This is a genomic window from Gemmatirosa kalamazoonensis, assembly GCF_000522985.1.
Taxonomy (GTDB): domain Bacteria; phylum Gemmatimonadota; class Gemmatimonadetes; order Gemmatimonadales; family Gemmatimonadaceae; genus Gemmatirosa; species Gemmatirosa kalamazoonensis.
The window spans coordinates 2,899,760-2,914,324 of record NZ_CP007128.1; the positions used below are offsets into that span (position 1 = coordinate 2,899,760).

The 14,565-nt window shown below is 71.2% G+C and carries 11 protein-coding genes; 4 read left to right on the forward strand and 7 right to left on the reverse strand.

Annotated features, from left to right (window positions below; all coding sequences use genetic code 11):
- Positions 1-23: 23 nt before the first annotated feature.
- The 4 genes from J421_RS12435 to J421_RS12445 form a co-directional block, all read right to left on the reverse strand.
- On the reverse strand, positions 24-1,241 hold the full coding sequence (locus tag J421_RS12435) for a glycosyltransferase family 4 protein (protein WP_025411501.1): 1,218 nt from the start codon (positions 1,239-1,241) through the stop codon (positions 24-26).
- Positions 1,238-2,107 carry a protein-glutamate O-methyltransferase CheR gene (locus J421_RS32760; RefSeq protein ID WP_025411502.1) on the reverse strand — a complete coding sequence of 290 codons (870 nt, stop codon included), beginning with the start codon at positions 2,105-2,107 and terminating at the stop codon, positions 1,238-1,240. The genes J421_RS12435 and J421_RS32760 overlap by 4 nt, the downstream gene beginning before the upstream one ends.
- The gene (locus tag J421_RS12440) at positions 2,104-3,195 is read right to left on the reverse strand and encodes an NAD-dependent epimerase/dehydratase family protein (RefSeq protein WP_025411503.1); all 1,092 of its coding nucleotides are present in this window, start codon (positions 3,193-3,195) and stop codon (positions 2,104-2,106) included. Before J421_RS12440 ends, J421_RS32760 begins: the two co-directional genes overlap by 4 nt.
- 115 nt (positions 3,196-3,310) lie before the next feature.
- The gene (locus J421_RS12445; RefSeq protein ID WP_104022567.1) at positions 3,311-4,531 is read right to left on the reverse strand and encodes a glycosyltransferase; all 1,221 of its coding nucleotides are present in this window, start codon (positions 4,529-4,531) and stop codon (positions 3,311-3,313) included.
- Between the two features lie 179 nt (positions 4,532-4,710).
- Here J421_RS12445 and J421_RS12450 point away from each other — a divergent pair, with 179 nt between their 5' ends.
- Both J421_RS12450 and J421_RS12455 read left to right on the forward strand, forming a co-directional pair.
- Entirely contained in the window at positions 4,711-5,742 is a 1,032-nt protein-coding gene (locus J421_RS12450) for an NAD-dependent epimerase (protein WP_025411505.1), read from the forward strand.
- A 30-nt stretch (positions 5,743-5,772) separates the two neighbouring features.
- A complete protein-coding gene (locus J421_RS12455; protein WP_025411506.1) occupies positions 5,773-7,089 on the forward strand; it encodes a UDP-glucose dehydrogenase family protein in 1,317 nt (438 codons plus the stop codon).
- Between the two features lie 84 nt (positions 7,090-7,173).
- Here J421_RS12455 and J421_RS12460 read toward each other — a convergent pair whose 3' ends face one another.
- Together J421_RS12460 and J421_RS12465 are read right to left on the reverse strand one after the other, a co-directional pair.
- Positions 7,174-7,929, reverse strand: a complete 756-nt coding sequence (locus tag J421_RS12460) for a sugar transferase (protein WP_025411507.1) — start codon at positions 7,927-7,929, stop codon at positions 7,174-7,176.
- Between the two features lie 116 nt (positions 7,930-8,045).
- Entirely contained in the window at positions 8,046-8,822 is a 777-nt protein-coding gene (locus J421_RS12465; RefSeq protein ID WP_148306293.1) for a polysaccharide biosynthesis/export family protein, read from the reverse strand.
- A gap of 449 nt (positions 8,823-9,271) precedes the next feature.
- Between J421_RS12465 and J421_RS12470 the strand changes: the two genes are divergently transcribed.
- Entirely contained in the window at positions 9,272-10,090 is an 819-nt protein-coding gene (locus J421_RS12470) for a GGDEF domain-containing protein (protein ID WP_025411509.1), read from the forward strand.
- Positions 10,091-10,153: 63 nt separating this feature from the next.
- Here the strand turns inward: J421_RS12470 and J421_RS12475 are convergent, their stop codons facing one another.
- Positions 10,154-12,625: a polysaccharide biosynthesis tyrosine autokinase gene (locus J421_RS12475; protein WP_025411510.1), complete on the reverse strand. Its 2,472-nt coding sequence runs from the start codon at positions 12,623-12,625 to the stop codon at positions 10,154-10,156.
- Positions 12,626-13,061: 436 nt separating this feature from the next.
- Between J421_RS12475 and J421_RS12480 the strand changes: the two genes are divergently transcribed.
- Positions 13,062-14,561 (forward strand): sigma-54-dependent transcriptional regulator, encoded by a 1,500-nt coding sequence (locus tag J421_RS12480; protein ID WP_025411511.1) that lies wholly within the window; start codon positions 13,062-13,064, stop codon positions 14,559-14,561.
- Positions 14,562-14,565: the final 4 nt, after the last annotated feature.

Sequence of the window (14,565 nt, forward strand, 5' to 3'; positions counted from 1 at the left end):
GAGAGGTGAAGGCGAACGCGAGGTCAACGCGATCCGGGTGCGGTCGACGGGCGACCGGCACCGCGCCGAGCGACCTCGTCGTACACCGCCTCGTGCGCTTCGGTCATCGCCTGCAGGCTGAAGTCGGCGAGCGCGCGTGTCCGACCGGCGGCGCCCACGCTGGCGCGCAGATCGCGATCGCCGAGGAGCCGGCGCACCGCTGCGGCCAGGGCAGACACGTCGCCCGGCGGCACGAGCAGCCCGTCGACGCCGTCCGTCACGACCTCGGGAATGCCGCCGACCTGCGACGCGATGACCGGCGTCCCACTCATCATGGCTTCGAGGAGCGACATCGGTAAAGCCTCGCGTAGCGACGGCATCGCGTACACGTCGGCGGCCGCCAGCAGATCCGTCACGTCCCGCCGGCTGCCGAGCAGGTGCGCGCGCCGCTCCCACCCCTGGGCGGCGATGAACGCGCGGAGGTCGTCCGTCGCTTCCTCCTCGCGACCCGCGATGGCGACCCGCCACGGCAGCTCGGGAGGAAGCTGAGCGAGCGCCTTCAGCAGGTTGAGGTGCGCCTTGTTGTGAAACAGGTTCCCGACGGCAACCACGAGCAGCTCGTGCGGCGCCAACGCGAGTTCCCGCCGAATCGCGGTCCCGTCGCCGCGCACGTCGGGAACACCGTTGTACAGGATGCGCATGCGATCCGCCGCGGAGCGACCGAGCAGGCCGCGCAGCTCCTCGCGCAGCCCACGCGAGACGGCGATCACCACATCGCTCTGTCGGAACGCCCAGCGGAGCGCGATCCGCCGCCGTCGCTCGGCCGTCTCGTGCCCCGTGCCGTGCATCGAGATGACGTGCGGCACCCTCGTGAGACGCGTGGCCGCGGTGCCGTAGACCGCCATGCCGAACATGTGGCTGTGCACCACGTCGGCATCCACACGCCGCACGATCGTCCGGAGCTGCCGCACTGCGGCCGGATCGAGCGCCCGGCGGAACTCGACGGAGTGCGTCGCCGTGCCGAGCTCGCGCAGCCGCTCGCCGAGCCAGTCGCGCTTGTGGAGCGGCGACACGAAATGCACCTCGTGCCCGCGCGCCTGCAGCGTGCGCGTGAGGTGGAGGAGCATCATCTCGGCGCCGCCGATCACCTCCGTCTCCGATGCGAGCACGATCCGCAGCGGTCGGCCGCCCGCCAGGCGGCGGACCTCGCGGGCGGGCGCGCCGCGCGATTCGGCTGGCCCCGTGACGGTGCCCGACGTCACGAGACGCCGGCCGGCACGAGGGCGATCCTCTCGATCTCCGAGCCGTCGCCGATCCGTCGCACCGGATGCAGGCCGTCGTCGACCAGGCGGAAAAGCGTCGCGTGGTTCCGGCGGGTGTCGTCGTGCGTCCGCGCCACGACGAGGATGCCGCCGGGCCGGAGGGCGCGGCGCAGATACCCGACCATGCGGGCGAGCGTCGCCTCGTCGAAGTAGTCGAGGTTCAGGATGTTCGCCGCGCGGACCACGTCGAACTGCCCGTCCCATGCCGCGTTGGCGCGCGTCAGGTCGTGCTCCACGACGGTCACGTCGCTGCGCTCGCGCAGGCGCGGGGAGATGAGCTGTACGAGGCGCCCCACGCGCGCCCGGTTCGGGCCACCCACCCAGCGCTCGGCGAGCTCGAACGCCGACTGCAGCGCGCGCCGAGGGAACGAGCCGCGGGGATCGTGCGGGCGTCCCTTCGCGGCGAACGGCAGCGCGATCTGCAGCACCTGGCCGCTCGGATCGCAGAGCAGGTCCGCGACGCCGAACGCGCGGTGGAGGTACGCGTTGACGGTGAGGTCCACCGCGACGACCTGGCGCGGAATGCCGCGCGCCTCCATCGCCTGCACGAGCTCCAGCGTCGTCATCCCCGACGAGACACCGACGTCGAGCACGCGCACGGGCGTCGTCGCCGAGGCCGCGCCGTCGGCCTCGAGCAAGTCACACAGCGCTGCGTCGACGTCCGGGAGCCGGTTGGCGTACGTGGTCTTGTACGTCCCGTTGGGAAGTCGCAGGGCCCGGAAGAAGCGCGTCTCGACGTCGACCTGCTCGGCCGGCGAGAGGGGGCGCGACGGGAAGAAGAACTCGCGGGCGGTTGGGACCTTCATGTCAGTGGGGCGGGGGACCGGACGTCGATCGGGCCGTCGGCCCGCGAGCCGCCGGGGTGCACGGCGAACGCGGGCGGCACGGCCGGCGGCACGCGCCACACCGGGCGCCGGCTCCGCCCTTCCGCCACGAACCAGCGCACCATCGCCTCGATGCCCTCGCGGAGCGTGTGGCGCGGCACGAAGCCCGCCGCGCGTGCCTTGTCCGACTCGAACTTCGTCTGCTCGCTCGCGAGCTTCCGGATGCGCATCGACGACACCGGCAGGTTGCGCCCGGTCAGCTTGATGACGAGATCGAACGGCGTCGCGAGCGCGAGCGCGAGCGGCAGCGGCACCGACCACGCGGGCGCGGTGCGGCCGAGCGACGCGTAGATCGCGTCCGCGATCTGGCGGCTCGACATGTCCGGCTTCTCCACCCAGTTGTACGCCTCGAACGCGCCGCGGTCGCGCCTGTCCCAGAGGAACAGCGTCGCGTCGACGAGGTTCTCGACGTAGGAGAGGCTCTTCACGTTCTCCATCGCGCCGACGGGGAGGAACGTGCCGCCCGCGATCTGGCGGATGAGCGAGTACATGTTGGCGTAGTTCCGCCGCCCGAACGTGATCGTCGGCCGGATGACGAGCGCGCGCCGCCCGTCGCCGCGCTCCGTCCAGCGGCGCACCACGCGCTCGCCGGCGAGCTTCGACGCGCCGTAGTTGTTGTTCGGCGCCGTCGGCGAGTCCTCGTGATGCGGCTCCGGGGCGTCGCCGTAGATCGCGACGCTCGAGTAGAAGCAGAGCTCCGGCAGCCCCACGTCGTCCATCGCGTCGCACAGCAGCGCGGTCCCGCGCTCGTTGACGTCGAAGTACGTGTCGCGGGCGATGCCGAAGTCGTGGTGCGCCGCGGCGAGGTGGAAGACGGCGTCGCACCCCTCGAGCGCGGCGCGCACCGCCCGCTCGTCGCGCACGTCGCCCTGCACGAAGCGCGCGGCCGCGGGCGCGTCGGCGTCCGGCGGCACGAGGTCGAGTATGGTGAACCGGTCGCCGCGGGCTGCGAGGCGCTCGCACACGTAGCGCCCGATGAAGCCCGAGCCACCGGTGACGAGATAGTGCATGTCCAGAGGCGGATGAGGTCCCGGCGTCGACTGGCCGAGCCGGGGAAAGGTAACTGTGGGATGCGCCGGCGATCGGCGCACCCCCGCATGTCACGCGGCGGCGCTCACGCGGCCCTCACGCGGCGCTCACGCCGACCGCGTGCTCGCCGCGCACCACCGCCTCGAACGCCCGGCTGGAGCGCTCGACGAGCCGCGCGATCGTGTACTCGGTGGCGATCCGCTCGCGGGCCCGCGCCCCGAGCGCGCGACGCTCCTCCGGCCGCATGGCGAGCAGCGTCCGCCACCCCGTGGCGAGGGCCGGTGGATCGCGCGGCGGCACGGCGACGCCCGTGTCGCCGATGACCGCCGCCGCGTCGCCGCTCGTCGCCGCCACGCACGGCGTGCCGCACGCCATCGCCTCGCCGAGCACGTTCGGGAACCCCTCGCCGAACGCCGACGCGCTGGTGACGAGATCGACCCCGTTGTAGAGCCCCGTCACCTCGCGGACGGCGGGCATCCACCGGACGCGCTCCGCGACGCCGAGCCGGCGGGCCTCCGCCTCGAGCTCCGCACGGAACGCAGGCTCGCCGTTGCCGGCGCACACGAAGAGAGGCGTGCGCGCGCCCAGGTCAGCCGAGAGCCGCGCGACGGCGGCGAGGAACGAGTGGTGGTCCTTCATCGGGTCGAGCCGCGCGGGGAGGCCGATGACCGTCTCCGCCGCGTCGATGCCATTCGCGGCGCGCCACCGCGCCCCAGCCTCCGCGTCCGGCCGGAACGCCTCGACGTCGATCCCGTTCGGGATCACGATGAAGTTCTCCGCCGGATAGCCCTCGGCGATGTGCGACGCGCGGCCGGCGTGCGAGTTCGCGATGAGCAGGTCGGGGAAGCGCGACAGGCGCGTTCCTGTCCGGTGCACCACGCGGCGGAACGTCGTGTAGCGTGAGAAATCCTGGTCGGAGATGCGGATCCCCCACGCGACCTTGGCTCCCACCGCACGCCCGGCGAGCAGCGACAGCTCGTTCGCCGGGATCATGTAGCCGTGCACGAGGTGCGGGCGGATCTCGCGCGCGAGCCCGATCAGTCGGCGCGCGAACGCGAGCGTGTCCCAGCGGCCTCCCTTGTCGAGCGACACCAGGCGGACGTTCTCGCTGCGCGCGAGGTCCTCCCACATGCCGCCGCCCGCGTACATGGCCGCGACGGTCACGTCGAAGCGAGCCTTGTCGAGCCCCCGCGCGAGCGCCGCGAGCTGGCGCTCCGCACCGCCGACGGACAGCTCCCGGATCAGGAACAGGAGGCGCACCCGGTCGCGTACGGCGTGGGGTGCGGCGGCGGTGGGGCGGCGGTGATTCTGCGACAACGGTGGCGGGAAGGTCGGAAGAGGAGTGCGGCGGAGAATATACCTCCGCCAGGCGAATCTCGGGCCCTGTGGCGTACGTGCCGCACGAAGCGCGCTTGGCTCGACCCAGGGCCGCGTGTAGGCTTAGGCGGCGGTGCGCCAGTCGCCCCGCATCCTGCACGCGTCCCCTTCACGCGCCCATGCCCAGCACGGTCCTCGTTACCGGCGCCGCTGGCTTCATCGGTTACCACGTCGCGCAGCGGCTGCTCGCGCGTGGGGACCGGGTCATCGGTCTCGACAACCTGAACGACTACTACGACCCGACGCTGAAGGAGACGCGCCTCGCCCACCTCCGCGAGCGCGACAGCTTCGAGTTCGTGCTGCTCGACATCGCGGACCGTGCGGGGATGGAGGCGTTGTTCGCGCGCCGCGACTTCACGCGCGTCGTGCATCTCGCGGCGCAGGCGGGCGTGCGCTACTCGCTCGTGAACCCGCACGCGTACGTGGACGCGAACGTCACGGGATTCGTGAACGTGCTCGAGGGATGCCGCCATGGCGGCATCGAGCATCTCGTCTACGCGTCCACGTCGTCCGTGTACGGGGCGAACACCCACATGCCGTTCAGCGAGCACGATGGGGTGGGGCACCCGGTGAGCCTGTACGCGGCCACCAAGCGCGCGAACGAGCTGATGGCGCACACGTACAGCCATCTCTTCCGCCTCCCGACCACGGGGCTGCGGTTCTTCACCGTGTACGGGCCGTGGGGTCGCCCGGACATGGCGCTGTTCACGTTCGCGAAGTCGATCCTCGCCGGGGAGCCGATCCAGGTCTTCAACCACGGCCAGATGCGGCGCGACTTCACGTACGTCGACGACATCGCCGAGGGGGTCGTGCGTGCGCTCGACCGCACGGCGGCGCCGAACCCCGACTGGCGCAGCGATGCGCCCGACCCGGCGACGAGCGACGCGCCGTTCCGCGTCTACAACATCGGCAATCACGACTCGGTGCCGCTCCTGCGCTTCATCGAGGTGCTCGAGGAGTGCCTCGGCCGGCCGGCGATCAAGCAGATGCTGCCGATGCAGCCCGGCGACGTGCCGGCGACGTACGCCGACGTGGACGACCTCGCGCGCGACGTCGGCTTCGCGCCGCACACGCCGATCGAGGTGGGCGTGCGCCGCTTCGCCGAGTGGTACCTGTCGTACTACGGCGCCGCGGTGCCCACCGCGACCTGACGCCGGCACTCACTCCCCTCGGAGGTTTCGTTGCGAATCACGATGGTCGGCACCGGCTACGTCGGCCTGGTGTCCGGCGCCTGCTTCGCGGAGTTCGGGCACGACGTCGTCTGCGTGGACAAGGACGAGTCGAAGACCGCCCGGCTGCTGCGCGGTGAGATCCCGATCTACGAGCCGGGGCTCGACCAGCTCGTCGCCGACAACGTGCGCGCCGGTCGCCTCTCGTTCACCACCGTGCTCGCCGACGCGGTTCCCGGCTCCGCCGCCGTGTTCATCGCCGTCGGCACGCCGAGTCGCCGCGGCGACGGGTTCGCCGATCTCACGTACGTGTACGCCGCGGCGGAGGAGATCGCCCGCACGCTCGACGGCTACGCGGTGATCGTCGACAAGTCGACGGTGCCGGTCGGCACGGGGCGGCAGGTGCAGCGCATCATCCGTGAGACGCGGCCCGACGCCGACTTCGACGTGGCGTCGAACCCGGAGTTCCTGCGCGAGGGCTCGGCGATCGAGGACTTCATGCGTCCCGACCGCGTCGTGATCGGCACGACGAGCGATCGTGCCCGCGAGGTGATGCGCGCGCTCTATCGACCGCTCTTTCTGCTCGAGACGCCGATCGTGATGACGACGCTCGAGACGGCGGAGCTGATCAAGTACGCCGCGAACGCGTTCCTCGCCACGAAGATCACGTTCATCAACGAGATCGCCGACGTGTGCGAGCGCGTGGGCGCCGACGTGCAGGACGTGGCGAAGGGGATGGGGCTCGACGGCCGCATCGGGAAGAAGTTCCTGCACGCGGGTCCCGGCTACGGCGGCTCGTGCTTCCCGAAGGACACGCGCGCCATCGCGCAGTCGGCGCGTCAGGCCGGCGCGCCGCTGCGGCTCGTCGAGACGGTGATCGCGGTGAACGAGGAGCGGAAGCGCGCGATGGCCGAGCGCGTGGTCGCTGCCGCCGGCGGCTCCGTCGACGGCGCGACGATCGGGGTGCTCGGCGTGAGCTTCAAGCCGAACACCGACGACATGCGCGAGGCGCCGAGCCTCGACATCATCCCCGCGCTGCAGCAGGCCGGGGCCACGGTGCAGGCGTTCGATCCGGCCGCGGTGCACGAGGCGACGAAGCTGCTCCCCGACGTGCGCTGGTGCAGCGATGCGTACGAGGCGGCGGCCGGCGCCGACGTGCTCGTGCTGCTCACCGAGTGGAACGAGTTCCGTGCGCTCGACCTGGAGCGCGTGCGGTCGCTGCTCGCGCGTCCCATCGTCGTCGACATGCGCAACGTCTACCGGCAGGCGGAGATGACGGCGGCGGGACTGACGTACCACAGCATCGGCCGCGCGAGCATCGCCGACTGAGCGTCGGTCGGGATCGCGAGAGCGAGAAGGGGCGGCCCGCGAAATTCGCGGGCCGCCCCTTCGTCGTCGTCGGCGTGGCTGCCGTCAGTGCGCGCCCTTGCGGAACAGCATCACGGGCAGGGTGAGCACCATGATCTTGAAATCGAACCACAGGCTCTGGTTCGCGATGTACTCGAGATCGAAGTGCACCTTCTTGCGCACGTCCTCGAGGCACGAGTCGTAGCTGTGGTTGATCTGCGCCCACCCCGTGATCCCCGGCTTCACGCGGTGGCGGAACGGGTACTCCGGAATGTCGTTGCGCAGACGCACGACGATGCTCGGCCGCTCCGGGCGCGGGCCGACGATGTTCATCTCGCCGCGCAGCACGTTGATGAGCTGCGGCAGCTCGTCGAGCCGCGTCTTGCGGAGCACGCGACCGACCGGCGTCACCCGCGCGTCGTGCTTCGTCGCCCACACCGCCTGACCGTTCGCCTCCGCGTCCGTGCGCATGGAGCGGAACTTCAGGATGGTGAACGGTTGCCCGCCGAGGTCCTCGATGCGGCGCTCGTTCAGCGCGGTCGTGCGGTTCCACCGCCGATCGGCGCCGACACGCGTCTGCGTGTAGAACACCGGCCCCGGAGAGGTGAGCTTGACCACGATCGCCACCAGCACGCAGATCGGCGCGAGGACCAGCAGCGCGATGCCGGCGATGACGACGTTCACGACGCGGGTGAGCACCTCCCAGCGCTCGGCCGGGATCACTGCGGACGGCTGCTCCGGGACGCCGAAGTGGGGGAGCTCGGAGACCGCGGTCAGCTCCACCGGCGTGTCGAACGCAATGCTGGGCGAACCCGTCGCCACCGAGCCAAGGGCGCGCAGCCGCTGGCTCGATGATGTACTCGCATCCTTGACGCGCCCGCCGAGGGCAGGCGCCGCGTCACCCGATGTGAGGTGCAACGAGGATTCTTCCATGTCGGTCACTGACCGGCGTAGGAGGCGCGGACGAAGGCCAGGACGGCCGTGACGATCGAGACGGAGAAGAGGATCGTCTGCAGTCGGCCGCGGCCGAACGAGTTGACCTGCCGTGGACGCGGCACCTCGATCTGATCGCCCGACTCGAGCCCGAGATCCTGCACGGTCGCGCCCTCGGCGATCGCCTGCTCGACGCTCTTCTGGCTCATGATCTCGTCGTCGCCACGATGGATCGTGACCTTGTCCGGCTTGGAGCTGTTCTGCGTTCCGCCGGCGACCATGAGCGCGTCACTGAGCGGACGCGTCGGATCGACCGCGTACACGCCCGGCCGCCCGAACCCGCCGACGAACTGCAGGCGCGTGAGCGGATAGACGCGGATGCGCGGCTCGCGCACGAACGCCGCGACGTACTTCTCGACGGCGCCCTGTAGCTCCGAGCGCAGCACGCCGTGCAGCGACGTCGCCGGCCAGTTCACCATCGCGATCTTCACGCTGTCGAGGACGATGACCGTGTCCGGTCGCTGCCCCGGGGCACCGAAGTCCACGAGGAAGCGATCGCCCGTCTGGAAGTCGCCGTCAGTCAGCCGGCTGCGGAGCCGCGCGATCTCCGCGGCGCGCGCCTTCTTGTCCTTCGGCTTTCCGAGTCCCTGCTGGTCGACCTGAACGAGCGAGTCGAGACGATGGGTGATCTGCGCGCGCGTGGCGTAGGCGAGCGACATGGGGCCCGACTGGCGGCCGGTCTGCGCACCCGCGGCCACGGCGGCCACGGTGCCAAGCAGCACGGCGACATGCACGGCGGACACAAACGAGCGGCCCGCGCGGGAGGTAAGCGAGTGAGACGTCACGATGATGAGATACGCAGCGAGCGTGCTACTCGGCGACGAAGTGGCCGCGCGAGAGGGAACTGCCGATCGATCAACAGCTTAGACGCCACCACGCGTCCCCTTGCGGAGGATGGGGGCTCTCATCTGTTCGACCTATACTACAATTCGTGATGCGGCGCATCAACAATTGTCGGCTCCGGCTGGCGGTTACTGAAGCGCGAGGGATCCTATACGCGACCGAAATGGTTACGCGGTAAGGAGATAGTTCGTGCGCAGCGGGGTGGGCACGATACGACGGTGCGTGCGGTGAAACTTGCAAGACGCGCGCGGCGCATCTCGTAACCCGACTCCGCGCCTTCGTGCCATCGCAGACCAGAGAATCTCGGGACGGAACGTCCCAACCGACGGTGCTCCTCGTCACGCCGTGCCGCTGGACGGCACGCACGCTCGAGGTGACGCTCGGCGCGGCAGGGCTCCAAACGGTTCACGTCCCGGACGTCCAGGCGGCGATGGGCCCGTGCGCCAGCGGCGCCGTGGACGCGCTCCTGATCGACGAGCGCGCGGCCGGCGACCCGCGAACCCGTGGCGCCGACGCCTGCGGGCGCCTCGTGAACGCCGGTGCCGTGCCGCTGCCCGCGATGGTGCTCGCGCGTGAGATCGTGGACCCGCGGCAGCTTGACGCGCTGTTCGACGCCGGCGCATGGGGGCTGGCGACGTATCCGTTCGGCGGCGGGAGCTGGGTGTCGCAGCTCGCGGCGTGGGTCCGGCGGAGCAGCGTGCCGCGCGCGGAGGGGCTCGTCGATCCGACGACGCGCCTGTACAACGAGCGTGGGCTGCTCCGGCGCGCGCGCGAGGTCGAGGCGGCGGCGCGGCGAGACGGCAGCGCGGTCGCGTGTGCGGTGTTCACCGTGGCGCCGCGAGTCGACGGCGACGCCACGGGGCCGGCGGAGCGGGGCGGCCTCGCCCAGCGCGTGGCCGACGCGTGCCGCAGCGCGGGGCGCGGCTCCGACGTGTTCGCGCGCCTCACCCCGCACGAGTTCGGGGTGATCGCGCCGGGCGCCGACGCCACCGGCGTGCGTCGGCTCGTCGATCGCATCGGACGGGCGATCGCGGGCACCATGGCGGCCGAGGCGGCGCTCCGGGTGGGCGTGTTCGCGGTGCCTAACGTGCGGCTGGCGACGGTCTCCGTCGCCGACATGCTGACGCTCGCCGCGACCGACTGTTAACGGGCCAGCCCGAAAGCAGAGCGGCCGCCGTGATCCCATCGGATCGCGGCGGCCGCTCTCGCTTCAGCCCTCGCGGACGGCGACGCTGGTGCCGCCGCCGCCGCCGGCGGACAGCGCCGGCGTCTCCTCGGGCAGCACGTAGTCCGGATCGTACGAGTAGTACTGGTACATCCCGCTGTCCGTGCGCACCTCGTTCAGGACGGCGCCGAGCAGCGTGACCGGCAGCTGCGCGAGCACGGCGAGCTTCGCCTTCGCCATCTTGAGGTTCGTGCGGTTGCTGCGCAGCACGACCGCGAGCTGGCCGCACGCCGTGCCGATCGCGTAGGCGTCGGTGCCCGCGCCGAGCGGCGGCGTGTCGATGATGACGACGTCGAACTCCGCGGCGAGCGACGCCACCAGCTGCTGCATGCGTGGCGTGGCGAGCAGCTCGGGCGCGCGGCGGTGCCGCGTTCCGGAGGGGATGATCGTCAGGTTGTCGTGCCGCGTCGGGTAGCACACCTCGCCGAACAGGCTCGTGCCCTCGAGGTACTCGACGAGCCCCGGCACGGCCGGCGTGTCGAACGTCGCGTTGAGCTGCCCGCGGCGCGTGTCGGCGTCGATGAGCACCGTGCGCCAGCCGCCCTCGGCGAACGACAGCGCGAGGTTGCTCGCGACCAGCGACTTGCCGTCGCCCGGGCCCGGGCTGGTGATCCCGAACACGACGCTGCGCTGGCTGCCCGCGCCGGCCGCGTAGCGGACGTTCATGCGCAGCGAGCGGAACGCCTCCACGATCTGCGCGATCTGCTCGGGCGACTGGCGTCCCGACTGGTCCACGACGGGCACGACGCCGAGTACCTCGAGCCCGAGGTCGACGCGCGCCTGCTCCGGGTAGCGGAAGCGGTTGTCGAGGAGGTCGAGGAGGAACGCGAGGCCGATGCCGATCACCAGACCGGCGAACAGACCGCCGCCGATGAACGTCGGCGCCGTGTTCGACGACGGCGCGAGCGGCGTGATGGCGGTGTCGAGGATCTTCACGTCCGGCACCGCCGACTGCTGCGCGAGCTGCGCCTGCGCCGACGCGGTGCGCAGCTTCGTGTAGATCTCGGCCCGCACGTCGCGCTCGCGCGCGAGCACGCCCGTCTGGATCGTCCGCTCCGGGATCCCCTGCAGCTCGTGCGTTGCCGTCTGCAGCTCCTGGCCGTACTGCGACTCGCGCGTGCGGAGCGTGGCGATGTAGTCGGTGAGCCGCTGCGGCAGCACCCGATCGTGCAGCTCGGCGATGTTGCGCCGCGCGTCGACGACGAGCGGGTTGGAATCGGTGAGCGTCTGCAGCTTCACGCGCAGGTCGACCGTCGCGTGCGTGAGCTCGTCGACCGTCTGCTTCACGCCGGCCGCGCCGGGATCGTTCGCGAGCGTGGGCACCGTGAGCAGGATCTCGGGCGCCAGCGTGGAACCGGGCGCCTTGATCTGCCCGAGGAGCCGCTCGAGCGACTCGCGATCGCGCTTCAGCTGATCGACCTCCGTCTTGCGCGTGAAGAACGCGTTGAAGATCGGCTGGCCGACGGCCATGTTCTGCGACTTCGGGTCGGAGGAGATCACCGTCGGCGTCTCGGACGGCTCGGCGATCGTCTTCACGCGGTAGTCCTCGAACGCCTGCTCCGCGGCCTGGAGACCCTTCGAGGCCTCGTCGAGCTGCGTGTTCAGCGTCGTCGTCGAGGCGACCATCTCGCGCTTCTTCAGCTCCGTCGCGACGTCGACGAACTGCGTCAGCATCGCGTTCATCGTGGCGGCGGGCTTCTGCTGCGCCGTACCCGTGAGCGTGAGCCCGATGACCGGGCTGGCCTGCTTGATGGTGATCGCCAGCCGCTTCTGCACGTCGCGCGACGCCTCACGCGGCGTGAGCACGGTGAACTCCACCTCACGCGACCGGGTGCCGAGCAGGCGAGCGGGGGGAACCCACGCGAAGCCCGCGCTGCGGCCGACGGAGTCGCCGACCGTTCCCACCTCGTGCGTGAACCCCACCTTGTCGGTGAGGGAGAATCGTCCGCGCTCGGTCTTCAGCGTGTAGGTGCCGGGCCGGAACTGCTTCTTGACCGGGTCGATCTGGAACGTCGCGAAGAGCAGCGAGTCGGACGCCTTCGCCGGCTGGATGTAGAGCGAGAGCTTCTGCACCACCGGGTCGATGATGGCGAAGCTCTGGAACAGATCGCGCCATCCCGCGTTCCCGGTGAGCTGCGCCGGGTTGATCATGCTCGGCTTCTCGTTCCCGGAACCGCTGCTGAAGATCGTCGCGTTGACCTCGTACTCCGGATCGATGAACCGCGTCGCGACGAAGCCGCCACCCAGCCCGAGGACGACGAGGGCCGCCACGAGCCACTTGTAGCGCGACATTGCCGCCATGAAGCGGCCGACGCTCAGAGCACCGCCCGCTTCATCGGCCGGCGCCGCGGGCGGCGCGTAGGCGGCGGGGTCGTACGGCTGAAGCGCGTGTTCGGCGGCCGGCACAGGCAGCGGCGCGTCCGATCCGGCGGGGAGCGGGGGCAGGTTCGCGGACATCAGAGCTGGGACAGCCTTCGTGGAGGTTGCCCGCGCGGGAGCGAACGGGCGGCGCGTGGGCGAGCAGAGCCGGGGACGGGCACCCGGTGCCCGTCGGAGGCGGCACGCGCGGTACGCCGAGAGACGCAGGTATCGCCTGAAGCGTCACGGTGCGTGCCAGCGGACTCGTCCACCAGCCCGCGACGCCCCAGCAGCTCGCGACGCGCTACGGTACCCACGACGGGCGCTCAAGATCCGCCCCCAGGCGACCGACACCAGAGGTGGGGCGCCCATGCCACAGAACGTGGCTGGCAACCCACACCGCTCTGTGCGGTGCCCGGACCACCCTAAGTAAGCGCCGCTCGCGAGTTGTGTCGAGAGCGAATTGCGCCGCTGGGGGCGTGGCTCACGGGCCGCCGCAGATCGGACTCCCTCTCACCGATCCACGTCGGTCGCCATGGCCATGCCGTCCTCGCTGGTTACCCCGCCGCAGGCGCCCGACGAGGCGCGTCGCCTTCGCATCCTCATCGTCGACGACGACCGCACGCTCCGGGAAGGATGCGCCAACATCCTGCGCCTGGACGGGCACGACGTCGCGGCGTTCGCCCGCGGCGACGAGGCGATCGAGGCGGCGACGCGCCGGCACTTCGACGTCGCCCTCGTCGACCTGTACATGACGCCGGTCGGCGGGCTCGACGTGCTGCGCGCCATCACGGCCGCCGACCCGAGCACGCTCGTCGTCGTCATGACCGGCAACCCGACGGTCGCCTCGAGCCTCGACGCGCTGCGGGCGGGAGCGTGGGACTACCTCCCGAAGCCGTTCGCGGCGTCGCACCTCCAGGTGCTGATCGGGCGGGCCGCGCACGCCGCCCGCCAAGGACCGCGCCCGGCCCGCGAGCTGCGCGTCGATACCGGGGACGGCGAGGAGTCGGAGGATGCCGACGCCGCGCTGCTCGGCGACTCGCCGGCGTTCCGTCAGGCGGTGATGATGGCCCGCCGTGTCGCGCCGACCGACGCGTCGGTGATGATCTTCGGCGAGAGCGGCACCGGTAAGGAGCTCATCGCCCAGTTCATCCATCGCCACAGCCGGCGCGCGAGCCGGAAGATGGTGGAGATCAACTGCGCCGCGCTCCCCGAGGGGCTCCTGGAGAGCGAGCTGTTCGGCCACCGGAAGGGTGCCTTCACCGGCGCCGACCGCGACAAGCCCGGCCTGTTCGAGGTCGCGAACGGCGGCACGCTGTTCCTCGACGAGCTCGGGGAGATGCCGATGTCGCTGCAGGCGAAGCTCCTGCGCGTCCTGCAGGACGGCGTGGTGCGCCGCGTCGGCAGCGAGAAGTCGGACACGGTGGTGAACGTCCGCATCCTGGCGGCGACGAACCGCGATCCGCAGGAGGCGGTGCGCGACGGTCTGCTGCGCGAGGACCTGTTCTACCGCCTGTGCGTCGTGCCGGTGAAGCTCCCGCCGCTCCGCCAGCGGCCGGAGGACGTCGCGCTCCTCGCCGAGCACTTCCTCGCGCGGTTCTGGAAGCAGCACCGCGGTTCCGCGCCGTCGCCGCGCTTCGGCGCCGAGTGCATGGCGTTCCTGAAGTCGCGCACGTGGCCGGGGAACGTGCGCCAGCTGCAGAACGTCGTGGAGCACGTCTCGGTGGTGGCCGAGCCGGGCGCGATGCTGTCGCCCGACGACGTGTCGCTGTACGACGAGGCGGTCGGCACGAGCGGGGGCAACTCGGTCCTGCCGAACGTCCTGAACGAGAGCTTCCACAACGCGAAGGAGCAGGTCATCGCGCACTTCGAGCGCGAGTACCTGCTGCGCCTCACGGCGCGCACGGGGGGCAACATGTCGCGCGCGGCGCGCCTCGCCGGAATCGACCGCACGACGCTGTACCGACTCATGGAGAAGCACGGCCTCCGACGCGACGACGTCACCGCGACGCTGCTGACCAACACCGGGGAGTGAGGGG